The organism is Labrys sp. WJW (assembly GCF_001676615.1).
GTDB classification, from domain to species: Bacteria; Pseudomonadota; Alphaproteobacteria; order Rhizobiales; family Labraceae; genus Labrys; species Labrys sedimenti.
This window is the reverse complement of the sequence record NZ_LYXZ01000001.1, coordinates 123686-145443: the sequence shown is the minus strand read 5'-3', so window position 1 is coordinate 145443 and position 21758 is coordinate 123686. Positions and strand designations below refer to the sequence as shown.

Below are 21758 nucleotides of genomic sequence, written 5' to 3'. Positions count from 1 at the left end.
AACGAAACAACTGCGCCTTCGGCGCCCCGATAATTGCTCATAGATCGAGAGGATTCAGAATATGGATCAGGTCGTCGGTAGACAGTCGCTTCCCGACAGTCCCAGGACGTTTGGCTTTTTTGTCGACGGAAAGCGGATGGAGGCGGGGGAGCGGGCCTATTTCGAACGCCGCAGCCCGGGCCATGACGTGCCGGTGACGCGCATTCCAAAATGCACCAGGGAAGACCTGGACCTTGCCGTCAAGGCTGCGCGGCGTGCTTTCGAGGACGGGCGCTGGTCGAGGATCCCGGCCGTCGAGCGGGCGAACGTGCTCCTGCGCGCCGCCCAGATCCTGCGCAGTCGTGCCGCGGAACTCGCCTATTGGGAAACCCTGGAGAACGGCAAGCCCATCAGCCAGGCGCGGGCGGAAGTGGATGGCTGCGCCGGCATGTTCGAATATGCGGCCGGTCTCGCCAGGACGCTGCATGGCGATGCCTTCAACAATCTGGGCGACGGCATGTTCGGCCTGGTCACCCGGGAGCCGATCGGCGTGGTCGGCCTGATCACCCCGTGGAACTTCCCCTTCTTGATCCTGTGCGAAAGGGTGCCCTATATCCTCGCGGCCGGCTGCACCATCGTCGCAAAGCCCTCCGAGGTGACGTCGGCCACGACCCTCCTGCTGGCCGAGATCCTGTCGGAAGCGGGGCTCCCCGACGGCTGCTACAATGTCGTCACCGGCTCGGGCAGCGTCATCGGCCAGGCCATGACCGAGCATCTGGATATCGACATGGTGTCCTTCACGGGCTCGACTTCCGTGGGGCGGCGCTGCGTCGAGGCCGCCGGCGGCAATTTCAAGAAGCTCGGCCTGGAACTCGGAGGCAAGAATCCGCAGATCGTCTTCGCGGATGCAGACCTGGAGGATGCCGCCGATGGCGTGGCCTTCGGCATTGGCTTCAACACCGGGCAGTGTTGCGTGAGCGGCAGCCGCCTGATCGTAGAACGCTCGGTGGCGAGCGAGTTCGAGAAGCTGGTCGCCGCCAAGCTGGCCAAGGTCAAGGTTGGCGATCCGCTCGATCCGAGCACCCAGATCGGCGCCATCACGACGACGGCCCAGAACACCACCATTCTCGACTATATCGCCAGGGGCAAGGAGGAAGGCGCGCGCCTGGTCTGCGGCGGCGGTGCGCTTGACTTCGGCCGCGGCCATTATATCGCGCCCACCCTGTTCGGAGACGTCACCAGCGCTATGGCGATCTCCCGCGACGAGATTTTCGGCCCCGTGCTGGCGGTCATGCCCTTCGACGGCGAGGACGAAGCGATCGCCATGGCCAATGACACCGTCTATGGCCTGGCCGCGAGCGTGTGGACGAAGAATATCGACAAGGCCTTGAATGTGACGCGCCGTGTCCGCGCCGGCCGCTTCTGGGTCAACACCACGCTGGCCGGCGGCCCGGAACTTCCCCTCGGCGGGTTCAAGCAGTCGGGCTGGGGACGCGAGGCTGGCTCTTACGGCATCGAGGAGTATACCCAGATCAAGTCCGTCCATATCGAGATTGGCAAGCGCGAGCCTTGGGTGCGCTGATGAAGGAAGTTGGCTACGATTATGTGATCGTCGGCGGCGGCTCGGCGGGCTGCGTGCTCGCGGCGCGCCTCAGCGAGAACCCCGCCGTGCGCGTATTGCTGCTGGAGGCCGGCGGCCGCGACAGCAACCCCTATATCCACATGCCGGTCGGCTTCGCCAAGATGACGTCGGGGCCGCTGACCTGGGGGCTCAAGACGGCGCCGCAGCGCCACGCCGGCGGCCGGGAGATCCCCTATGCCCAGGCCAAGGTGATCGGCGGCGGCTCCTCGATCAATGCGGAGATCTATACCAGGGGCCATGCCGCCGATTTCGACCGCTGGGCGGGCGAGGAGGGGGCGGCCGGCTGGTCTTTCAAGGAGGTGCTGCCCTATTTCATCCGCTCCGAGGGCAACACCATTCTATCGGGCGAGATGCACGGCGCGGATGGGCCGCTGGGCGTCTCGAACCTGCCCGATCCGCAGCCGATGTCGCGGGCCTTCGTCCAGGCCTGCCAGGAGTTCGGCATGCCCTATAATCCCGACTTCAACGGCAAGGCGCAGGAAGGCGCGGGAATCTACCAGACCACCATCCGCAATGGACGGCGCTGCTCGGCCGCCGTCGGCTATCTCAAGCCAGCGGCGAAGCGATTCAATCTCACCGTCGAGACCGGCTGCCTGGTCCGGCGCATCCTGTTCCAGAAGGCACGCGCCATTGGCGTCGAATTCGTCAGGAACGGTCAGCTCGTCACCGCCAGAGCGGAGAGCGAGGTCCTCGTCACATCCGGCGCGATCGGATCGCCCAAGATCATGATGCTTTCAGGTGTCGGTCCAGCCGATCATCTCAAGAAGCTGGGAATCGAGGTCGTCGAGGATTTGCCGGGCGTAGGCGAGAACCTCAACGATCATTTCGGCGTCGATATCGTGGCCGAACTAAAGGGTCCGACCAGCCTCGACAAATACAACAAGTGGCATTGGATGCTGTGGGCGGGGCTCCAATACCTGCTCTTCAAGTCCGGGCCGGTGACCTCCAACGTCGTCGAGGGCGGGGCCTTCTGGTATGGCGATGCCGGTGCCGCGATACCGGACCTGCAATTCCACTTCCTGGCCGGCGCGGGCGCCGAAGCGGGCGTGCCCACGGTGCCCTCCGGATCGGGGATCACGCTGAACTCCTACACCCTTCGCCCCAAGAGCCGCGGATCGGTCCGGCTGGCGTCGTCGGATCCCGCCATCAATCCGATCGTCGACCCGAATTTCCTGGCGGAGCCGGACGATGTCCGGGTTTCCGCCGAGGGAGTACGGATCAGCCGGGAAATCTTCGCCAAGCCTTCCCTGCAGAAGTTCATCAAGCGCCTGCACCTGCCGGGAGACGATGTCAGGACCAATGCCCAGTTCGCGGACTATGCGCGCCGCTATGGCAGGACCTCCTATCACCCCAGCGGCACCTGCAAGATGGGCATCGATGCCATGGCCGTGGTCGATCCCCAACTGCGCGTACGTGGCCTCGACCGGATCCGCATCTGCGACAGCTCGACCTTCCCCAGCCTGATTGGCTCGAATACCAATGCGGCCGCGATCATGGTCGGCGAGAAGGCAACGGACCTGATCCGCGGGAATATGTGAGAGAGGGGTTTTCCCGGGGTGCGGACGTCCTCGTCCGCTCTTCTATCGGCAAGCGCAGTGCTTCCAAGAGCGGACGAGGACGTCCTCGCTGCCAGGAAGAGCCGGCAGCCGCCTCAGTCCCATTCCGGCGCCCAGGGGATGAGGTCGCGTCCGACGATGCGCAGGTTCTTCTGGGTCTGCGCGTCGATCCGCGCCATGTCGATGCTCGACAGCGTGAAATCCATGATGTCGAAGTTCGAGCGGATGTTCTCCGGCTTGGTCGACATCGTGTTCAGCGGCACGCCTTTTTGGAGAATCCAGCGCAGGACGACCTGTCCCGCCGTCTTCCCGTAGGCCTGGCCGATCTCGCCGAAGAGGGGCTGTTCGAAGACCTTTCCGCGGGCGACCGAGCAATAGGATGAGAGCGGGATGCCGGTCTCGTTGGCGGCCGCCAGCAGGATATCCTGATTGAGGAAGGGGTGAAACTCGACCTGGTTGGTGACGAGGGGGGCGTCGACCATCGACCTGGCCTGCCTCATCATGCCTGCCGTGTAGTTCGAGACGCCGATGTGGCGGGCGAGGCCCAGTTCCCGCGCCTTTTGCAGGAGCCCGAGCGAGGGAGCGATATTGCCATCGGCCGGCGCCCAGTGCAGCAGCAGGACGTCGACGAAGTCGACCCGAAGGTCCCTCAGGCTTTGTTCGACCGACGGGAGAAAGCGCTCTTCCGAGAAATTGTGGATGCCGACCTTGGTGGTGACGCAAAGCTCGTCCCGCTTCACGCCGCCATTGGCCAGGCTCTCACCGACCTCGGCTTCGTTCTCATACATCTGTGCGGTATCGAAGGCGCGATATCCGGTCACCAGTGCCGTCTCGATTGCCTGCCGGCAGGCGTCGCCGCGCAGGGGGTAGGTGCCGAAAGAGCGCTGGAACGTCCGTGTGAAATAGATGCTCATCCCTATCGTTTCCTCTTTATCGCACTATCTAGTTACTTATATATCGTGTTTTGGCGGCCGGCAAGCCAGCCTGGTCGGGCCGCGGAGAAAAGGAGTTGAAGGCGTCATCGCTATAAGGTACTAACCATATAGTTACTTATAAAAATCCTCGCGAGGAGACGATGTCCAAAATCAGGAGCGCGCTCGAGGCGGTGCAGCGCATCGGCGACAAGGCGGTCGTTGCCGTGAATTCCTCCAGCGGCCTTTGCTGCCCGGACCTGGTTCTCCAGGCGCTCGGCGAGCGGTATCGCGAAGAGGGGCACCCCCGCCAGCTCACTATGATCCACCCGATTGCCGCCGGCGACATGTTCGGCACCAAGGGCGTCGACCATCTCGCCCAGGACGGCCTCATCGATACGATCATCGGTGGGTCCTATCCGTCGGGACCGTCTTCGGCGGAGCCGCCGCTGATCTGGAAGATGCTCGGCGAGAACAGGATCAGTGCCTACAACGTGCCCAGCGGCATCCTGTTCGACATCCTCCGGGAAGCAGCCGGAAAACGCCCCGGCGTCCTGACCAAGGTCGGGCTCGACACCTTTGTCGACCCGGCACTCGACGGTTGCGCCATGAACGATCGCGCCCGGTCGCGCCCGATCGTGCGCAAGGTCCAGTTCGAGGGCGACGAGTGGCTCTATTTTCCGGCGATCGCACCGGATGTCGCCATCATCAGGGCTTCGACGGCGGACGAGCGCGGCAATCTGACCTTCGAGCATGAAGGCGCCTATCTCGGCGCCATGGAACTGGCACTGGCTGCGCATAATTCCGGCGGCACCGTCATTGCGCAGGTCAAGCGGATCGCCCAATCGGGCACGCTGCGTCCGCATGACGTCAGGGTGCCCGGCATCCTCGTCGACATCATCGTCGAGGCGCCGGACCAGTTGCAGACGACGGCAACCGCCTATGACCCGGCGATATCGGGTGAGCTGTTTCGCCCCCTTGATACGTTCACGCTTCCCGCCTTCGATGCGGCCAAGGTGATGGCTCGCCGGGTGGCGATGGAACTCGAGAACGGCTGGGCGGTGAATATCGGCTTCGGTATTTCGGCGAATGTTCCGCGTATCCTGCTGGAGGAAGGCCGGCATGGCGAGATCACCTGGGTGATCGAGCAGGGCGCCGTCGGCGGCATCCCGTTGCTTGACTTCAAGTTCGGCTGCTCCTCCAACGCCGAGGCGTTCGTGGCCTCGCCGCATCAGTTCACCTATTTCCAGGCCGGCGGCTTCGATGCCTCCCTGCTGTCCTTCCTGCAGATCGGCGAGGATGGTTCCGTCAACGTCTCCAAGCTGGCGGTGCGCCCGCACGTGACGGCCGGCGCCGGAGGTTTCGTCGACATCACCTCGCGCGCCAGGAAGATCGTGTTCTCGGGCTATTTCAATGCCGGTGCGAAACTGTCGGTGGCCGATGGCAAGCTGAGGATCGAGAAGGAGGGCAAGGTCGCCAAGCTCGTGCCCGAGGTCGACCAGGTCTCGTTCTCCGGCAAGCGCGCCACGCTGCAGAAGCAGGACGTGACCTATGTCACCGAGCGCTGCGTGCTGAAGCTGATCGCAGGCCGGCTGACCGTCACGGAGATCGCGCCCGGCGTCGATCTCAAGCGCGATATCCTCGACCAGGCTGCCTTTCCGCTCGCGGTTGCCGAACCCCTCTCATCGATGCCGGCAGACCTGTTCGAGCCCGATCGCCGCAGCAGGCCGGCGGTCACCAGGGAGGCGGCCGAGTGATGGGCGAGGATGGCGTTCGGCTGCGGATCGAGGGGCCTGTCGCGAGCATCGTCATCGCGCGAGAAGGCAAGCTCAACGCCTTCGATGCCGCCATGGTGGCGGAGCTGCAGCGTCTGTGCGCCCTCATCGAGCGCAACGCGAGCATCCGCGTCGCTGTCATGACCGGGGCAGGGGCGAAGGCGTTTTCGGCGGGCGGCGACATCGAGGCCTGGAGCCGGGAGACTCCGGAGGATTTCGGTCGGTTCTGGGTGCGCGAGGGACACGCTGCCTTCGATGCGCTGGCTCGTCTGCGCCAGCCTCTCATCGCCGTGCTGAACGGCCATGCCTTGGGCGGCGGCCTGGAGCTTGCCGCCTGCGCGGACTATCGCATTGCGGAGGCCCACGCCAAGATCGGGCAGCCGGAGACCGGGCTCGGCATCATTCCGGGTTGGTCGGGTACGCAGCGGGCGACACGCCGCTTCGGTGCGCAGGCGGTACGGCGCATGGCGATCTTCGGCGAAATCCTGACGGCAAGGGAAGCGCGCGAACTCGGCATCGTGGACGAGGTGGTGGAAACCGGCCAGGGGCTTGCCCGGGCCATGGCGGTTGCCGAAAAGGTGTGCTTGCGCGCGCCCTTGGCAACCGAAATGACGAAGATGTTGGTGAATGCTGCCGAAGCGGAGGAGACGGAGCGTGTGTTCGACTGCCTGGCCGGCATGGCGGCCGCACGGTCGCACGAGTTGCAGGCGGGCCTCGCCGCCTTCCGTGAGCGGCGGCCGCCGAAATTCTGAAGGCTGGATTTTACCCTCCCCCTCCAGGGGAGGGTAAAACGCGCCGATCGTCGAGAAGAACGCATCTTTGCTGCAGCCTCAGCGATAGACCATCAACTTGTTTTCCCCGGACTGGACGATCTCCCCGGTCTGCTTGCGCACGCAAAAGGCGAGCGTGAGAATGCCCCGCTCGGGCCGCGACGTCGTTCGCTTGTCCTTGATGCTCACGCGCGCGAGGATTGTGTCGCCGGCCAGCACCGGGCGTTCGAACCGAAAATTCCACCCCAGCGAGGCGATGGCGATGAAGCGGGCCTGCGCCTGGTTCTTCAGCCCGTCGACGAGCGACAGGACCAGCAGGCCATGCGCGACGCGCGAGGCAAAGCCGTGGGCTCGCGCCGCATCGTCGTCCATATGGATCTCGAAGCGGTCACCGGTCAGTTCGGCGAAGGCGTCGATCAGTTCGGTGCCGACATGCCTGGCTGGTGTGTCGAACCAATCCCCGATGGAGACATCGTCATAGCGCAGACCGGTCGCCGCCAGGCGGCGACCGGTGTCAGGTGCGATCTCGTTCATGTCGGCACCGGTGCGTCCTCGCGCAGCAATCGTTTGCTTTTCAGTTCGGCCCAGAAATCCGGCGGAATGGGGTGGCTGAACCATGCCAGGTTCTGGTCGAGCTGCTCCACCGTGCGCGTCCCGGCGCAGAAGGCCGGGATGGCGGGGTGGGCAACCACGAATTGGAGCGCCGCAGCGGCAAGCGGCACCTTGTGGTCCCGGCACACCGCCTCGATCCTGGCGACCTTCTCCATCACCGCGGCCGGGGCGGGGGCGTAATTGTACTTCGCACCGGGCACCGCGCCGGTTGCCAGGATTCCGGAATTGAAGCCGCCGCCAACCAGCACGGCAGCGCCGCGCTCTTCGCAAAGCGGCAGGAAGCCGTCGAGGGCCTCCTGTTCGAGCAGCGTGTAGCGGCCGGCCAGAAGGAAGCAGTCGAAATCGCGCTGCTTGAGCGCCTCATGACAGACTTCCCACTCGTTGACGCCGACGCCGATCGCCTTCACTGCGCCTTCCGAGCGCAGGCGCTCCAGGGCGCGCCAGCATCCATCCATGGCTTGCCTGAAAACCTCCGGCTGGTCGTCGCCGCGGGTGAAACGGTCGATATCGTGAATGAACAGCATGTCGATGCGCTCGAGCGCGAGCCGCTGCAGGGAATCCTCGAACGCCCTCAGCGTGCCGTCATAGCTGTAGTCGAAACTCATCGTGTTGGGGGCCGCATTCACCCAGGGCGAGAAGTCGATTTGGGAGCGCCTGGCCGGGTGCAGGACGCGCCCCACCTTCGAGGCGACCACGAAATCGTCGCGCCTCTTCCAGCGCAGCGCCTGCCCCAGGCGCAATTCCGAAAGGCCATGGCCGTACATCGGCGCGGTATCGTAGAAGCGCACGCCGGCATTCCAGGCATGCTGCACCATCTCGTCGGCAACCGGTTCACTGATCTCGCGCAAGAAATTCCCGATCGGCGCCGTCCCGAAGGCAAAGGCGGTGACCTCGATGTTGCTGCGGCCGAATTTCCGCTTTTCCGATGGCTTCATGGTTTCCTCCGTTGGCATCGCTCTTGGTGGCTTGCCTGACCTGGCCTCGCCCCGATCAGGCCGATGACCTGCCGATTTCGAGGGGATCGTCAGGCTTGACCCGTTTGATCCACGTGCGTTATAGCAGTAACTAGATAGTTACAAAAGGGGAGAAGCGCATGTATCCGGGCGAAACGCAGATGCAGGTGCGCGACATGGCGCGGCAGTTCGCCGACGAGGTCGTCAAACCGCTGGCCGAGGGGCTCGATCGCGAGGAGCGTTTCCCCCACGAGATCTATGAGCAGATGGGCGAACTCGGGCTGTTTGGCATCGGCGTCCCCGAGGCCATGGGCGGCCCGGGCTTCGACACCCTGACCTACGCGCTCGTGATGGAAGAGCTTTCGAGGGGCTATGCCTCGGTCGCCGATCAATGCGGCCTGGTGGAGCTCATCTCCACGCTGCTGGTCCGGCACGGCACGCCGGCCCAGCGCGAGACCTGGCTGGCGCCGGCGATGCGGGGAACCAAGCGCGTGGCCTATTGCATCACCGAGCCGGAGGCCGGAACGGATGTTTCCGGCATCAGGACCACGGCGGAACGGGACGGAGAGGGCTGGCGCCTCAACGGCGGCAAGATCTGGATCCACAACGCGCCGGTCGCCGATGTCGGCTTCGTGCTGGCCCGGACGGACAAGGAGGCCGGCCATCGCGGCATGAGCATCTTCATCGTCGATCTCAATGCCAAGGGCGTCGAACGGGGCCCCAAGGAGCACAAGATGGGGCAGCGCGCCAGCCAGGTCGGCGCGCTCAATTTCACCAATGTGGCGCTTGGGCCGGATGCCCTGTTGGGCGAACTCGGCAAGGGCTTCCACATGATGATGAGCGTGCTCGACAAGGGCCGTGTCGGCATTGCGGCGCTCGCGGTCGGTATCGGCCAGGCCGGCCTCGAGGCGGCCGTCGACTATGCCCGCCAGCGCAAGCAGTTCGGAAAGGCGATCGCCGAGTTCCAGGGCGTGCAATGGTTGATTGCCGACATGGCCAAGGATATCGAGGCGGCCCGTCTTCTGGTGCACAGCGCGGCGGTGAAGATCGACCGCGGGGACAATGCGACGAAGGCCTGCTCGATCGCCAAATGCTTCGCGGGTGACATGGCGGTGGCCCGCACGGCCGACGCCGTCCAGGTCTTCGGCGGTTCCGGCTACATCCGGGGCTTCGAGGTCGAGCGCCTCTATCGCGACGCCAAGATCACCCAGATCTATGAAGGCACCAACCAGATCCAGCGCATGATCATCGCCCGCGAATTGTTCAAGCATGGAGCGCTGGCATGAGTACCCCGATCCGGCAGGCAGCCTTCATCACCGGCTCGAGCCGCGGGATCGGCCTGGCGGCTGCCGTCGAACTGGCCAGGAACGGTTTTGCGATCGCCTTGAACGGACCCGCCGACGATGCGGAGCTGCAGGCGGCCGAGGAACGCGTGCGCGTTCTCGATGTGCCCGTCACCCGCATTGCCGGCGACATAGCCGATATCGGTGCGCATGACGCCATGCTCGACCTCGCCGAAAAGGCTTTGGGCCCACTTTCGACGCTCGTCAACAATGCGGGCGTATCGGTCCTGAGCCGCGGCGATCCTCTCGATGTCAGCGAGGAAAGCTACGACCGCTGCCAGGCGGTCAACGCCAAGGCGCAGTTCTTCCTGTGCCAGAAATGGGCGAGGCGCGTGCTTGCGCGCGACCGCAATGACGGGCGCTTCTATGCCATCGTCAATGTGTCGTCGTCGAATGCCGATGCGGTCGCCGAGCCACGGGCGGAATATTGCGTCTCGAAAGCCGGTTCGGCCATGGTGAGCAAGGTGTTCGCCGTCCGGCTCGGGCGCGAGAACATCGCCGTCTACGATATCAGGCCGGGCCTGATCGAGACCGCCATGACTCAATCGGTGACCGGCCTGTATCAGCGGCGCATCGACGAGGAGGGCCTGACCCTGATGCGGCGCCTGGGCCGGCCGGAGGATGTCGGGGCGGTGATGGCGACGCTCGCCACCGGCAGGCTCCCCTACACGACCGGCCAGGTGATCGCCGTGGATGCCGGCATGCTGGTGCCGAGATTTTGAGGAAACTGCAATGATCCGTCTTCCCGATGTCAACGGCTCTTTCTTCGACTATCGGCTCAGCGGCAAGGTGATCCCGGCCGCCCGCTTGCCTGCCGACGCGGCGCGTGTCGTGTTCTCGGCGGCCCATGTCGTGGCCGATCCGTTCACGGCCAATGATCCTTCCGGCCCGGCCACGGTCGACTGGAAGGCAACGATGGCGTTCCGCCACCATCTGAACGATCTCGGCCTCGGCATTGCCGAGGCGATGGATACAGCCCAGCGCGGTATGGGCCTGGACTGGCCTCGGGCGCTCGAGCTTATCAGGCGCACCCGCGAGGAGTTGCCGCAGGCGCTGGTCTTCAACGGATGCGGCACAGACCAGCTCGAGCCGAGCCAGGCGAGAGGGCTGGACGACGTTCGTCGCGCTTATTTCGAACAGGTGGAAGCCATCCAGGCCCTGGGAGGGCGCCTCATCCTGATGGCGAGCCGTGCCCTGGCCGCCGTCGCCACTTCACCGGAAGACTATGTGAAGGTCTATGGCGATGTGCTGGCGCGTTGCGACCGGCCCGTCATTCTTCACTGGCTCGGCGACATGTTCGATCCGGCGCTGAAGGGTTACTGGGGCAGCGACGGTTTCGAGGCTGCCATGGACGTGGCGCTGCGCGTCGTCCAAGAGAACGCGGCGAAAGTCGAGGGCATCAAGATCTCGCTCCTGGACAAGGACAAGGAAATCGCGATGCGTCGTCGTCTTCCCGTCGGCGTCAAGATGTATACAGGCGACGACTTCAACTATCCGGAATTGATCGCCGGCGACAAGGTCGGCTTTTCCCACGCCCTTCTCGGCATTTTTGATCCCCTTGCGCCGGCGGCCGCTTTCGCCATCCAGAAACTGGGGGAGGGTGACATCGGGGCGTTCCATGCGGTGCTGGATCCCACCGTCCCGCTGGCCCGGCTCATCTTCCGCGCGCCCACCCAATTCTACAAGACGGGGGTCGTCTTCCTCGCCTGGCTCAATGGCTTCCAGGAGCATTTCGTCATGCTGGGCGGGGCGCAGGCCATGCGGCCGCTGCCTTATTTCGTCGAGCTTTTCAAACATGCGGATGCCTGCGGCCTGCTGCGCGACCCGGAGTTGGCGGCCGATCGCATGCGCAAGCTGCTTGCCCTCTACGGCGCTTGAGCCGCCACGATGCGCGATTTCTCGACGGATCACTCGGCGCTCGCCCTCAACACCGCGACGCTCGGGCATAATCTGGATGGCTATGGCGCCGGCTGGCCTGTCGAGCGCGTCATCGATGCATGCGCCGAGCGCGGCTTCGGCGGAATCGTGTTCTGGCGCCGGGAAATCGGGGAGCGTGCCGTCGAGATCGGCAATCGGGCCCGCCGGGCGGGCCTCGAAGTGGCAGGCCTATGCCGCAGCCCCTTCCTGGTAGGCCCGATGGCGCCCCGGCCTTTATCCGCTCTTCGAGACGAGTTCCAGGCTTCGATCGACATGGCGGCGGGGCTCGGGACCTCGATCCTCACCATCGTCGTCGGCGGGATCGATCCCGACAGCCTGGGGGTGGAGGAAAGCCTCAAACGCGTGGCCGAACGGGTCGCCGAGGCCGCGCCCTATGCGGCGCAGAGGGGCGTGAGCCTCGCGCTCGAGCCGCTCAACCCGGTCTATGCAGGCAACCGCTCTTGCCTCGCGACGGTGCGAGACGCCGTCGACCTCTGCGACACCGTCGGCGCGGCCAATGTCGGCATTGCGGTCGATGTCTATCATGTCTGGTGGGACACCTCTCTGGCGCGCGAACTCCGGCGCGCCGGCAAGGACCGTATCCTCGGATATCACCTGTGCGACTGGCTCGCCGAGACACGCGATGTCCTGCTCGATCGCGGCATGATGGGGGATGGCGTCGCCGATCTCAGATCGTTGCGCGCGGCGGTGGAAGAGGCGGGCTATCGCGGATTTTGCGAAGTCGAGGTCTTTTCAGCCGGGAACTGGTGGAAGTGTGATCCTGCCGAGGTGCTCGACACCTGCGTCGAGCGCTTTCGGTCCGTCTGCTGAAGGTTCCGCCAGTCGGCAATGGCCGCTCGTGGTGCCGTTACATCCCGTCGGCAAGATCGCGCACGAAAAGGCAATTCGCCAACAGGAGGCTCATTTCCAGAAAGCCGGCGATGCGCTGCCCGGATCGTCGCTCGCGCAGGCGGCGATCACACGGCGATGCCGGGCACCGCAAGAATTTCAGGCAAATCAGCCATTGCATCGATGGCCGCCCTGTTGACGCTCCTGCTTTGTCTCTTCAAACATCGGATAGCCACTATCGTCCAGGCGGATGGCTGCGGTCTTTCCGATCCCGGATTGCCGCCGTCTGATCGCCTGCCGCCCGGGAGTATGTGTCGAGAGGTCGCCAATGCCCCAGAGAACGGGACCTGCTCGACCGCCTGGACCCTCGCCCGCAAAGGCGGGCCCGCCCTCGGGTGGGGCCGGCGTCAACGGTCTCCTCCTCGTCATCGAATATCAGGACGCGGCTGGCCGCCGACGGTTTCGGCCGGTCACGCTCTGGTCGGTCAAGCCGGGGCGCGACGGCATGCCCCGTCTTCTCGGCTACAGCCACGATCGAGGCGACCTTCGTTCCTTCCGCCTCGACAGGATCCTGTCGATCGCCGACGCCGATGGCGTTCTGCAGGAGCCCCTGGATGAGTTCTATCGGCAGGTACTCGGCCTGTCCTGGCCACAGGCGCGTGCCGATGCTCCCGTCGGCGAACAGATGGGGCAGCGTTGGGCTGTCATTCGCAGGGTCGCGCGCGAGAGCGGCCTCGTGCTCGCCGTGGCGGTTGCCAGGGCCGACCTGCAAATGTCGGGCGAGGAGGTCAAGGTGATGCTTGATCGTGTCGAGGCCGCGTGTGCCGCGGAGGACATCGACCTGGACGCGGGCGAGATCGAGCGCACCCGCCAATGGATCCGGCGCATGCGACCGTCGACCGACGCGGTGAAAACAAGCCTGCGCGAACTGGACGCGGCAGCGCCGGCCGTGAAGGCCAAGCTGATCGAGATGTGTCTGGCGGTGGCGGACAGCGATGGTTTTCGTCATCATCGCGAACTCGCGCTGATCGACGAATTCTCGCAGGCACTTCTGGGGGGAAGCCTGTCCTCTCGCCGCCCGCCGCCGAGCGACGGCAAATCCGGGTGAAACTCGGTGCCGGAAGCGCGGCCGGCCTATCGTGAAACCGCAAGATACAAAGAGAGCGTCGCGACGGACAGGATCGTCGTCGCCAGGACGACACGGCTGGTCACCAGGGCCTGGCGTCCATAGAATTCGGCCAGCATGAAGGGGCCCGTGCCAGTCGGCAGGGCTGCGAGCAGGACTGCTATGCGGACCGCCTCCGGCGCCAGACCGAGGATGGGCGCGGCAATCACCCAGGTCGCGACAGGGTGGGCCACCAGCTTCAGCCCGATCAGCAGAGCTTCGACCTTGCGCCCTGCTTCCGCGGTTTTGCCGGTATTTTCCGCCAGGAAAAGGCCGAGCGCGATGAGCGCGCAGGGTGAGGCGGCGCCGCCGAGCAGTTTGAGAAACCGGTCCAGCGTCTCGGGAAGCGGCCAGCCCGAAATCATCACCACTGCCCCGAGGGCCGGTGCGACCAGCAGGGGATTGCGGATCAAGGCGAGCAGCGTCTTGCGGGCGATATCCCGTCGGCGCGCCTGGGACTGCAGGCTGGCTTCGATCAGGACGATGGCGACGGCAAACAGGACACAGACGGTCACGATGGTCGCGACCAGGGTCGGTGCCATACCGGATTGGCCGACGACTGCGAGGATCAACGGGAAGCCCATGAAGCCGGTATTGGCGTAGCCGGCATTGAGCCCGTCGATGGCCGCATCGGCGAGATGGCTGCCCTGCTTCAAGCGGATCGCCAGCGCGAGGATGAAGATGAGGGCGCAGCCCAGCGCAAAGGCCAGAATGAAGCCGGGCTGCCAGATCCGGGCCGGATCTGCATTGGCCATGATGTCGAACAGCAGCGCCGGCAGCGCCAGATAGATCACCAGCCTGTTCACCTCGCGCGTGGCATGCGGACCAAGAGCGTTGCTGCGCCGCGCGAGCCAGCCCGCGAGGATCAAAGCAAAGACGGGCAGGACGATGAGAAGATTGGAAAGCATGGCACGCCGATTGGGAATGCTGTCTTTCATAGGAGAGATAATCGATATAATCCAATCCAATGGAGAGCCGGTATTAATGCATTGGAGGTATCGATGGATTCGCGCCAGATGCGCTATTTCGTGGCTCTCGCCGAGACACTGCATTTCGGGCGGGCCGCTGCGCGACTGCATATGACCCAGCCGCCTTTCAGCCGGCAGATCGCCAATCTCGAGCGCGAACTCGGGGTGCAACTGGTCGAGCGAAACTCGCGCCATGTCATCCTGACCCAGGCTGGGGAGAGGTTCCTGACGGATTCACGTGCGGTCCTTGCCCAGTTCGAGGATGCCTGCCGTGATGCCAGGCTGGTCGCAGAAGGCCAGAAGGGCGAATTGCGCCTGGGCTTCATGATGCATGCCGCCCATCGCATCGTGCCGCAGATCGTCAGTTGCTACGCCGGGCTCAGGCCGGACATTCGCATCGTTCTCCTGGAGACGACGCCGGCCGAGATCGAGCACAGGCTTCTCGGCGGCGAACTCGATGCCGCCATCACCTTTGCCGGCCGGCCCTTTCCTCAATTGCGGACGGTACCTGTCATCACGGACCATCTGTGCCTCATCGTTCCGCGCGGGCACCCCTTGGCGGGGAACGAGCTCGTCACCCCTGGCGACCTGGCGACCGAGGAGTTGATCGCGGCGCCCGCAACCGTGGCGCCGATACTGCGCGAGGCTATCGCCGGCTATTTCGAGATGGCCGGCATCGTTCCGCGGTTTCGCTATGAACCCCAGTTGCAGCACACCATCGTCCGCCTCGTGGCGGCACGGCTCGGCGTGGCCCTGGTGCCGGCATCGATATGCGACGGGGCGGTTGTGGATGTCGTGCCGAGAGCGCTCGCGGCGGCGCCGACATTGAAGGTCGTTCTCTCGGTTCCCTGTGAATCCGGCAATCCGGCCGTCGCGCCCTTGATCGACATCGTCCGGGATTGGAAGGAGCCGGCGGTTGCCGAAAGCCCCGTGACCCGGTCGAGGCGCTGAGCTGAATACCCTATGGCGGTAGTCGTCACTACAATTGCGATACCGTTTCCTTCGTCACTGCGAGCGCAGCGAAGCAATCCAGTCTCGGTAAAACGCGGGGCTCGTGGCTCCTGGATTGCTTCGCTGCGCTCGCAATGACGCGAACCCAAGGTCTCTGCCACATCGCGACAATAGGGCTATGCGGTCAGGCCGCCTTGTTGCTCGATGAAAGCGATGACATCGGTGAGCCCGACGCGCCGGCGCATGTCGGTGAACACGAAGGGTCGCTTGCCGCGTTGCTTCTCGGTATCGGCGCGCATGATGTCGAGGTCGGCGCCGACATGGGGAGCCAGATCCATCTTGTTGATGATCAGGAGATCGGAGCGTGTGATGCCGGGGCCGCCCTTGCGCGGGATCTTCTCGCCCGCCGCGACGTCGATGACGTAGAGCGTGATATCGGCGAGGTCCGGCGAGAAGGTTGCCGCCAGATTGTCGCCGCCGGATTCGATGAAGACGACGTCGAGGTCGGGAAAACGCCGGCGCATTTCGGCGATCGCCGCCAGATTGATCGAAGCGTCCTCGCGAATGGCGGTATGGGGGCAGCCGCCAGTCTCGACACCGATGATGCGGTCTTGGGGAAGCGCCTGCACCCGGTTGAGGATGAGCTCGTCTTCCTTGGTGAAGATGTCGTTGGTGACGACGGCGACCGAATAGCTCTCGCGCATCGCCTTGCACAGCATTTCGGTCAGGGTGGTCTTGCCGGCGCCGACCGGGCCGCCGATGCCTACACGCAAGGGGCCGTTGCTGGAATGGGGACCGTTGCTGGGGTTCATGAGCGGAAGATCCTCGAATATTGGGTTTCGTGCTGCATCGAGACGATGTCGGACATCAGGGTGCAGGCGCCGAGGTCGTCGAGCGCCGCGTGGCAGGCACGCTTTGCCGTAGCCAGCATGATCGGTTCGAGCGTTGCGAGCGCCTGGACCCCGTCGCGCTGCCCGAGCGGAACCAGCCGGATGGCGGCCTGGACCAAATTGGCGGTGAAGGCGTGCAGGAAGCCGGCCAGCGCCTGTTCGAGCCCGATGCCGTGATGCGCGGCAGCCTGGCCGACGGCGATTGGATAGGGCATGGGCTCGATCGCCTCGCCGGTCCAGTGGGAGACGGCTTGCCCGAAGGCCTCGCCCTGCAGCATGGTCTCGCGATGGCGTTCGCGTGTGCCCGCCATGGCCTCGCCAAGCTCCGCGACAGCGGTACAATCCTCTCCCCGCGAGGCAAGGCGCCAGGCCTCGGCCAGCAGAACGGCATCGTTCCAGCCCGAACCTGACTGGACCACCGCGCTCAGCCAGTCGACCAGCGATGGTCGATCCTCGATCAGGCCATCGTGGACAGCTCGTTCCAGGCCGTGGCTATAGGCGAAGGCGCCGACCGGAAAGGCCGGCGATAGCCAGCTGAGCAATCGCACCAGATGTGCCGTATCGTCAGTCATGACCATGCCCGTGATCGTGGCCGTGATAGGCGCCGTGCACGGGCTGGAAGCCGGCGACCACCTCCTGAATTTCGGCCCCGAGACCCTGCAGCATCGTCCGGATTACCGGATCCCGCTCGATCAGGATGACATCGGTGCCGATCTCGGCGGCGAGATGGCGATTGCCGAGATGCCAGGCCAGATGGGCGAGCGGGCATTGCCGGCCGGCCCGGACCGCGTAGAGTTCCTCGGGCGCGGCGAGGATGGTGAGGGTACGCCCGTCTTTGAGCACGAGGGCATCGCCATCGGCGAGCAGCACGGCTTCGGGCAGGTCGATCATGACGATATCGCCCTGATCGGTGATGAGGCGCTTGCGGCGCAGATGACGGCCCCTGTGATCGAGCGTGATCGTGCCCACGGGGAGCCGGCTGTCATGGTGGCAATGGGAGGTGGCGTGCAGCATGGTCAAAACAGGAAATAGCGTTGGGCCATCGGCAGTTCGGTTGCCGGCGGGCAGGTCAGGAGTTCGCCATCGGCGCGGACTTCATAGGTTTCGGGATCGACTTCCATGCGCGGCAGGGCATCGTTCAGCACCATGGAGTGCTTGGAAATGCCACCGCGCGTGTTCTCGACCGCCGCCATCGGCTTGGCGACGCCGAGCCGCTCCTTCAGGCCGCTGGCGAGGGCTGCTTTGCTGACGAATGTCAGGGAAGAGGCGGCCGGGGCGCCGCCAAAGCTGCCGAACATCGGGCGGTAATGCATCGGCTGCGGCGTCGGGATCGAGGCGTTGGGATCGCCCATCGGCGCCGCGGCGATCGTACCGCCCACCAGCACCATCTCCGGCTTGACCGCGAAGAAGGCCGGGTTCCACAGGACGAGATCGGCGCGCTTGCCGATTTCGACCGAGCCGACATGGGCCGACAATCCCTGCGCGATGGCGGGGTTGATGGTGTATTTGGCGATATAGCGGCGTACCCTGAGATTGTCGTTGTCGCCGTTCTCGCCGGGCAGGCGCCCGCGCTGCAGCTTCATCTTGTGAGCGGTCTGCCAGGTGCGGATCAAGACCTCGCCGACGCGGCCCATGGCCTGGCTGTCGGACGAAATGATCGAGAAGGCGCCGATATCGTGGAGGATGTCCTCCGCCGCGATGGTCTCCTTGCGAATGCGGCTTTCGGCGAAGGCGATGTCCTCGGCGATCGCCGGCGACAGATGATGGCAGACCATCAGCATGTCGAGATGCTCGGCGATCGTGTTCGTGGTGTAGGGCCGGGTCGGGTTGGTCGAAGACGGCAGCACGTTGGGCAGGCCGCAGACCTTGATGATGTCGGGGGCATGGCCGCCGCCGGCGCCTTCGGTATGAAAGGCATGGATGGTCCGCCCCTTGAAGGCGGCGACCGTGTCCTCCACGAAGCCGCTCTCGTTGAGCGTGTCGGTGTGGATCATCACCTGGACGTCGTAGTCGTCCGCTACGCTGAGGCAATTGTCGATGGTCGCAGGCGTCGTGCCCCAGTCCTCATGCAGCTTGAGCGAGCAGGCGCCACCCTCGATCATCTCGACCAGCGCCTCCGGCCGGGAGGTATTGCCCTTGCCCGACAGCCCCAGGTTGATCGGGAAGGCGTCGAAGGAACGGATCATGCGCGCCAGGTGCCAGGGCCCGGGCGTGCAGGTGGTGGCGAGCGTGCCGTGGGCGGGGCCCGTGCCGCCGCCCAGCATGGTGGTGACGCCCGACATCAGGGCTTCCTCGATCTGCTGCGGGCAGATGAAATGGATATGCGCGTCGACGCCGCCGGCGGTGAGGATCTTGCCTTCGCCGGCAATGATCTCCGTGCCGGGACCGATGACGATGGTGACGCCGGGCTGGATGTCGGGATTGCCGGCCTTACCGATCGCTACGATCAAGCCATCCTTTAGGCCGACATCAGCCTTGACGATGCCCCAGTGATCGATGATCAGCGCATTGGTGATGACGGTGTCGACCGCGCCGGCGGCACGGCTCGCCTGGCTCTGGCCCATGCCGTCGCGGATCACCTTGCCGCCGCCGAACTTCACCTCCTCGCCGGGAATGGTGAAGTCCTTTTCGACCTCGATGAAAAGCTCGGTATCGGCAAGCCTGACGCGATCACCGACGGTCGGCCCATACATTTGGGCATAGGCGGCGCGGGAAAGAGTAGCGGGCATCACAGTGCTCCCATGATCTTGCTCTGAAAGCCGAAGATGACGCGCTTGCCGCCGATCGGGATCAGCCGTACCTGCCGTTGTTGCCCCGGCTCGAAGCGGACGGCCGTGCCGGCGGGAATGTCGAGTCGCATGCCACGCGCCGCCTCTCGGTCGAACAGGAGCGCCGCGTTGACCTCGAAGAAATGATAGTGGGAGCCGACCTGGATCGGCCGATCACCGGAATTGGCGACGACGAGAACGCTCGCCTCCGCGCCGGCGTTCAGCACAATGTCTCCAGCCATCGGCAGGACTTCGCCCGGGATCATGGTCTAGCCTCCCACGATCAGGGCCAGGCCGGCGAGGGCGGTCAGCCCTCCGGCCGAGCGCGTGATGAGCCGGCCGGCCTTGTCACCGGCGAGGCGGGCGATCGCGGGCCCAAGCAACACGCCGGCCGCATGCAGCAGGGCCGTCGCCAGGGCAAAGCCGATCAGGAAGGGGGGGGCGCTGGCTTCGCCCAGTTCGCTGCCATGGGCGAAACCATGGAACAGGGCAAAAAACCCCACCACGACCATGCCGATCGGCGTCGGTACCTTGAATGCCATCAGGGCCAGCAAGCCGAGCACCACGACGGAAGCTGCGATCGCCGGCTCGATGAAGGGCAGAGGCATGCCGGTAAGGGAGGCGCCGAAGCCTGCCGTCATGACGATGACGAAGGTCGCGGGAACCGCCCACAGCGCCCGTCCGCCGAGCTGGGCCGCCCACAGGCCGACGGCGACCATCGCCAATATATGGTCCGCGCCCGAAAGGGGGTGCAGGAAGCCCGTGGAGAAGGAGGCATGCTCGGCCGGGTTGATATGAGCCATGGCCGGCGTAGCAATGAGCATGGCGGCGAGTGCGATCAGATATTTCTTCATGGTCTTTCTTCCACAGTCTATCGGATGGGTTCGTGCACGGTGACCAGCTTGGTTCCGTCCGGAAAGGTCGCTTCCACCTGCACGTCGTGGATCATCTCGGCGATGCCGGGCATCACCTGCTCGCGCGTCAGCACATGCGCGCCGGCCTCCATGAGATCGGCGACCGAGCGCCCGTCTCGCGCACCTTCGACCACGAAATCGCTGATGAGGGCGATCGCCTCTGGATGGTTGAGCTTGACGCCGCGTTCGAGGCGCCGGCGCGCCACCATGGCCGCCATGGCTATCAGGAGCTTGTCTTTTTCGCGGGGCGTGAGGTTCATGCGAGTTCCGGTTGTTAGAGCTGCCAAACTTTCGGCAGGGGACGGTCGGCGAGCAGAAAAGACAGGAGGGGTTCGAGGCGATGCCTGAGCGCCAGGCTGTCTTCAGCCAGGAGGCGCACCACGAGCTTGCCGTCCCAGGCGCTGGTGCCGCCATGGCTACCGATGATGTCGCGTACCCGGTCGATCCGCTCCTCCGGCTCCGAGCAGACGGCGAGAACCGTCGCCATGGCCCGATGCCCTCCCAAAGTCGCGCGGGCGGCAAGGCAACCGGCGATATCGTCCTCCAGGCGAAAATCATCGGCGAAGATCAGTTTTCCGTTGCAGCGGACCCGCCAACGATCCTTCAAGGCGCCGCTGCGCACCACTTCGCCCATGGCGGCACGGCCGAACAGCACGGCCTCGACGGCAAGCAGTTCAGCGCTTTCGGCCAGGTCGACCTCGAGACGCCGGACGAGGCGGCCACCGTCGAACAGGATGGTTTCCTGCGGCAGCCAGGCGAGGCGAGCGCCAGCCTCGGCAGCCAACCGGTTGACGACAACCGTATCCTCGCCTGTCGAGCGGTAGATGCGTTCGCAGGCCTGGGTGGTGATGGTGGCCGAACTCGCCGGCCCCGCCACGACCTCGAAGGTGAGCCTGTCGCCACCGGTCAGGCCGCCCGCCGTGTTGATGAGGATAGCCTCCGGCTGCGTTCCAGGCAGTGGCCGCGGCAACCGTACCTTGGCGCATCCTTCCTGATAGAGGGTCGCCAGTCTGGTTGCACCGTCACGCTGGCGAAAGGCCAGGCGGGCGACGCCCTGGGCCCGTTCGAGGCGGAGTGGGGCCTTCCTGACGTCAAAGCAGGAGATGTCGGCGTACATCGGGCTTGTCCAGGTCGGCGGCCTCGCCGGAAAAAACGATCTCGCCGCGATCCATGATGACGACACGATCGGCCAGTTCGCGCGCGAAGTCGAGATATTGCTCGACCAGGAGGATGGTCATGCCCATCTGATCACGCAGGAACGCGATGGCTCGGCCGATATCCTTGATCACGGAAGGCTGGATGCCCTCTGTGGGTTCGTCGAGCAACAGGAGCTTGGGGCGGGTTACCAGCGCCCGGCCGATGGCGAGCTGTTGCTGCTGGCCGCCCGAGAGGTCGCCGCCTCGGCGTTGCAGCATCTGGGCGAGCACGGGGAACAGCTCGAATATATGGCTCGGAATGCTGCGCTCGGCGCGCTTGAGCGGCGCAAAGCCGGTCTGCAGGTTTTCCTTCACCGTCAGCAGGGGAAAGATCTCGCGGCCCTGGGGCACGAGGGCGATGCCGAGCCTGGCCCTGTCATGGGCCGGGCTGCGGCCGAGCGGTTTGCCCTCGAAGCTGACGGAGCCGGCGCTCGGCCGGTGCTGGCCGGCGATGGTGCGCATCAGGCTGGTCTTGCCGACCCCGTTGCGCCCGAGGATGCAGGTGACCTTGCCGGTTTCGGCCTGTAGCGACACGCCGCGCAGCGCCTGAGCAGCGCCATAGTGGAGAGTGAGATCACTGACGGACAACATCATGCCCT

23 protein-coding genes are annotated in these 21758 nt (G+C 65.0%); 10 read left to right on the top strand and 13 right to left on the bottom strand.

Annotation, left to right across the window (positions count from 1 at the left end):
* Nucleotides 1–61 precede the first annotated feature (61 nt).
* Complete coding sequence (locus tag BA190_RS00595) at nt 62–1561, top strand: aldehyde dehydrogenase family protein (RefSeq protein ID WP_068281469.1); 1500 nt, start codon at nt 62–64, stop codon at nt 1559–1561.
* Nucleotides 1561–3159: a GMC family oxidoreductase gene (locus BA190_RS00590; protein WP_068281468.1), complete on the top strand. Its 1599-nt coding sequence runs from the start codon at nt 1561–1563 to the stop codon at nt 3157–3159. Before BA190_RS00595 ends, BA190_RS00590 begins: the two co-directional genes overlap by 1 nt.
* A gap of 113 nt (nt 3160–3272) precedes the next feature.
* On the opposite strand, the gene BA190_RS00585 is transcribed toward BA190_RS00590, so the two are convergent.
* A complete protein-coding gene (locus BA190_RS00585; protein ID WP_068281467.1) occupies nt 3273–4091 on the bottom strand; it encodes an aldo/keto reductase in 819 nt (272 codons plus the stop codon).
* Nucleotides 4092–4252: 161 nt separating this feature from the next.
* Here BA190_RS00585 and BA190_RS00580 point away from each other — a divergent pair, with 161 nt between their 5' ends.
* Together BA190_RS00580 and BA190_RS00575 are read left to right on the top strand one after the other, a co-directional pair.
* The gene (locus BA190_RS00580; RefSeq protein WP_068281466.1) at nt 4253–5845 is read left to right on the top strand and encodes an acyl CoA:acetate/3-ketoacid CoA transferase; all 1593 of its coding nucleotides are present in this window, start codon (nt 4253–4255) and stop codon (nt 5843–5845) included.
* The gene (locus BA190_RS00575; RefSeq protein WP_068281465.1) at nt 5845–6615 is read left to right on the top strand and encodes an enoyl-CoA hydratase/isomerase family protein; all 771 of its coding nucleotides are present in this window, start codon (nt 5845–5847) and stop codon (nt 6613–6615) included. Before BA190_RS00580 ends, BA190_RS00575 begins: the two co-directional genes overlap by 1 nt.
* Nucleotides 6616–6693: 78 nt before the next feature.
* Here BA190_RS00575 and BA190_RS00570 read toward each other — a convergent pair whose 3' ends face one another.
* Nucleotides 6694–7167 (bottom strand): MaoC family dehydratase, encoded by a 474-nt coding sequence (locus BA190_RS00570; protein ID WP_068281464.1) that lies wholly within the window; start codon nt 7165–7167, stop codon nt 6694–6696.
* Complete coding sequence (locus BA190_RS00565; protein WP_068281463.1) at nt 7164–8180, bottom strand: aldo/keto reductase; 1017 nt, start codon at nt 8178–8180, stop codon at nt 7164–7166. The genes BA190_RS00570 and BA190_RS00565 overlap by 4 nt, the downstream gene beginning before the upstream one ends.
* A 158-nt stretch (nt 8181–8338) precedes the next feature.
* Between BA190_RS00565 and BA190_RS00560 the strand changes: the two genes are divergently transcribed.
* From BA190_RS00560 to BA190_RS00540, 5 genes are all read left to right on the top strand, one after another.
* Nucleotides 8339–9484 carry an acyl-CoA dehydrogenase family protein gene (locus tag BA190_RS00560; RefSeq protein WP_068281462.1) on the top strand — a complete coding sequence of 382 codons (1146 nt, stop codon included), beginning with the start codon at nt 8339–8341 and terminating at the stop codon, nt 9482–9484.
* Nucleotides 9481–10263, top strand: coding sequence for a 3-ketoacyl-ACP reductase (locus BA190_RS00555; RefSeq protein ID WP_156771305.1), 783 nt, complete (start codon nt 9481–9483; stop codon nt 10261–10263). The genes BA190_RS00560 and BA190_RS00555 overlap by 4 nt, the downstream gene beginning before the upstream one ends.
* A gap of 10 nt (nt 10264–10273) precedes the next feature.
* A complete protein-coding gene (locus tag BA190_RS00550; RefSeq protein ID WP_068281461.1) occupies nt 10274–11419 on the top strand; it encodes a dihydrodipicolinate synthase family protein in 1146 nt (381 codons plus the stop codon).
* A gap of 9 nt (nt 11420–11428) precedes the next feature.
* Complete coding sequence (locus BA190_RS00545; RefSeq protein ID WP_068281460.1) at nt 11429–12289, top strand: sugar phosphate isomerase/epimerase; 861 nt, start codon at nt 11429–11431, stop codon at nt 12287–12289.
* A gap of 346 nt (nt 12290–12635) precedes the next feature.
* Nucleotides 12636–13415 carry a TerB family tellurite resistance protein gene (locus tag BA190_RS00540; protein ID WP_068281459.1) on the top strand — a complete coding sequence of 260 codons (780 nt, stop codon included), beginning with the start codon at nt 12636–12638 and terminating at the stop codon, nt 13413–13415.
* 26 nt (nt 13416–13441) lie between these two features.
* Here the strand turns inward: BA190_RS00540 and BA190_RS00535 are convergent, their stop codons facing one another.
* The gene (locus tag BA190_RS00535; protein ID WP_068281885.1) at nt 13442–14380 is read right to left on the bottom strand and encodes an AEC family transporter; all 939 of its coding nucleotides are present in this window, start codon (nt 14378–14380) and stop codon (nt 13442–13444) included.
* A 93-nt stretch (nt 14381–14473) separates the two neighbouring features.
* Between BA190_RS00535 and BA190_RS00530 the strand changes: the two genes are divergently transcribed.
* Nucleotides 14474–15391, top strand: a complete 918-nt coding sequence (locus BA190_RS00530; RefSeq protein ID WP_068281458.1) for a LysR family transcriptional regulator — start codon at nt 14474–14476, stop codon at nt 15389–15391.
* A gap of 176 nt (nt 15392–15567) precedes the next feature.
* Here the strand turns inward: BA190_RS00530 and ureG are convergent, their stop codons facing one another.
* The 9 genes from ureG to urtE are packed head-to-tail and all read right to left on the bottom strand — an operon-like array spanning nt 15568 to nt 21750.
* Entirely contained in the window at nt 15568–16203 is a 636-nt protein-coding gene (gene ureG, locus BA190_RS00525; protein ID WP_068281457.1) for an urease accessory protein UreG, read from the bottom strand.
* Complete coding sequence (locus BA190_RS00520) at nt 16200–16859, bottom strand: urease accessory protein UreF (RefSeq protein ID WP_068281456.1); 660 nt, start codon at nt 16857–16859, stop codon at nt 16200–16202. The genes ureG and BA190_RS00520 overlap by 4 nt, the downstream gene beginning before the upstream one ends.
* The gene (locus tag BA190_RS00515) at nt 16846–17295 is read right to left on the bottom strand and encodes an urease accessory protein UreE (protein ID WP_068281884.1); all 450 of its coding nucleotides are present in this window, start codon (nt 17293–17295) and stop codon (nt 16846–16848) included. The genes BA190_RS00520 and BA190_RS00515 overlap by 14 nt, the downstream gene beginning before the upstream one ends.
* Nucleotides 17296–17297: 2 nt before the next feature.
* Nucleotides 17298–19010: an urease subunit alpha gene (ureC, locus tag BA190_RS00510; protein WP_068281455.1), complete on the bottom strand. Its 1713-nt coding sequence runs from the start codon at nt 19008–19010 to the stop codon at nt 17298–17300.
* A complete protein-coding gene (locus BA190_RS00505) occupies nt 19010–19315 on the bottom strand; it encodes an urease subunit beta (RefSeq protein ID WP_068281454.1) in 306 nt (101 codons plus the stop codon). The genes ureC and BA190_RS00505 overlap by 1 nt, the downstream gene beginning before the upstream one ends.
* Before the next feature lie 3 nt (nt 19316–19318).
* A complete protein-coding gene (locus tag BA190_RS00500; RefSeq protein ID WP_068281453.1) occupies nt 19319–19903 on the bottom strand; it encodes a HupE/UreJ family protein in 585 nt (194 codons plus the stop codon).
* Between the two features lie 17 nt (nt 19904–19920).
* The gene (locus BA190_RS00495) at nt 19921–20223 is read right to left on the bottom strand and encodes an urease subunit gamma (protein WP_068281452.1); all 303 of its coding nucleotides are present in this window, start codon (nt 20221–20223) and stop codon (nt 19921–19923) included.
* 14 nt (nt 20224–20237) lie between these two features.
* Nucleotides 20238–21080, bottom strand: coding sequence for an urease accessory protein UreD (locus BA190_RS00490; RefSeq protein ID WP_068281451.1), 843 nt, complete (start codon nt 21078–21080; stop codon nt 20238–20240).
* The gene (gene urtE, locus BA190_RS00485; protein ID WP_068281882.1) at nt 21055–21750 is read right to left on the bottom strand and encodes an urea ABC transporter ATP-binding subunit UrtE; all 696 of its coding nucleotides are present in this window, start codon (nt 21748–21750) and stop codon (nt 21055–21057) included. Before urtE ends, BA190_RS00490 begins: the two co-directional genes overlap by 26 nt.
* Nucleotides 21751–21758: the final 8 nt, after the last annotated feature.

Coding starts and splice junctions, on each gene's coding strand:
- BA190_RS00530 (WP_068281458.1), top strand. CDS start 14,474: ATGGATTCGCGCCAGATGCGCTATTTCGTGGCTCTCGCCGAGACACTG.
- BA190_RS00580 (WP_068281466.1), top strand. CDS start 4,253: ATGTCCAAAATCAGGAGCGCGCTCGAGGCGGTGCAGCGCATCGGCGAC.
- BA190_RS00565 (WP_068281463.1), bottom strand. CDS start 8,180: ATGAAGCCATCGGAAAAGCGGAAATTCGGCCGCAGCAACATCGAGGTC.
- BA190_RS00585 (WP_068281467.1), bottom strand. CDS start 4,091: ATGAGCATCTATTTCACACGGACGTTCCAGCGCTCTTTCGGCACCTAC.
- BA190_RS00540 (WP_068281459.1), top strand. CDS start 12,636: ATGCCCCAGAGAACGGGACCTGCTCGACCGCCTGGACCCTCGCCCGCA.
- BA190_RS00570 (WP_068281464.1), bottom strand. CDS start 7,167: ATGAACGAGATCGCACCTGACACCGGTCGCCGCCTGGCGGCGACCGGT.
- BA190_RS00520 (WP_068281456.1), bottom strand. CDS start 16,859: ATGGTCATGACTGACGATACGGCACATCTGGTGCGATTGCTCAGCTGG.
- BA190_RS00575 (WP_068281465.1), top strand. CDS start 5,845: ATGGGCGAGGATGGCGTTCGGCTGCGGATCGAGGGGCCTGTCGCGAGC.
- BA190_RS00495 (WP_068281452.1), bottom strand. CDS start 20,223: ATGAACCTCACGCCCCGCGAAAAAGACAAGCTCCTGATAGCCATGGCG.
- ureC (WP_068281455.1), bottom strand. CDS start 19,010: ATGCCCGCTACTCTTTCCCGCGCCGCCTATGCCCAAATGTATGGGCCG.
- BA190_RS00515 (WP_068281884.1), bottom strand. CDS start 17,295: ATGCTGCACGCCACCTCCCATTGCCACCATGACAGCCGGCTCCCCGTG.
- BA190_RS00595 (WP_068281469.1), top strand. CDS start 62: ATGGATCAGGTCGTCGGTAGACAGTCGCTTCCCGACAGTCCCAGGACG.
- urtE (WP_068281882.1), bottom strand. CDS start 21,750: ATGTTGTCCGTCAGTGATCTCACTCTCCACTATGGCGCTGCTCAGGCG.
- BA190_RS00500 (WP_068281453.1), bottom strand. CDS start 19,903: ATGAAGAAATATCTGATCGCACTCGCCGCCATGCTCATTGCTACGCCG.
- BA190_RS00590 (WP_068281468.1), top strand. CDS start 1,561: ATGAAGGAAGTTGGCTACGATTATGTGATCGTCGGCGGCGGCTCGGCG.
- BA190_RS00550 (WP_068281461.1), top strand. CDS start 10,274: ATGATCCGTCTTCCCGATGTCAACGGCTCTTTCTTCGACTATCGGCTC.
- BA190_RS00555 (WP_156771305.1), top strand. CDS start 9,481: ATGAGTACCCCGATCCGGCAGGCAGCCTTCATCACCGGCTCGAGCCGC.
- BA190_RS00490 (WP_068281451.1), bottom strand. CDS start 21,080: ATGTACGCCGACATCTCCTGCTTTGACGTCAGGAAGGCCCCACTCCGC.
- BA190_RS00560 (WP_068281462.1), top strand. CDS start 8,339: ATGTATCCGGGCGAAACGCAGATGCAGGTGCGCGACATGGCGCGGCAG.
- BA190_RS00505 (WP_068281454.1), bottom strand. CDS start 19,315: ATGATCCCGGGCGAAGTCCTGCCGATGGCTGGAGACATTGTGCTGAAC.
- BA190_RS00545 (WP_068281460.1), top strand. CDS start 11,429: ATGCGCGATTTCTCGACGGATCACTCGGCGCTCGCCCTCAACACCGCG.
- ureG (WP_068281457.1), bottom strand. CDS start 16,203: ATGAACCCCAGCAACGGTCCCCATTCCAGCAACGGCCCCTTGCGTGTA.
- BA190_RS00535 (WP_068281885.1), bottom strand. CDS start 14,380: ATGCTTTCCAATCTTCTCATCGTCCTGCCCGTCTTTGCTTTGATCCTC.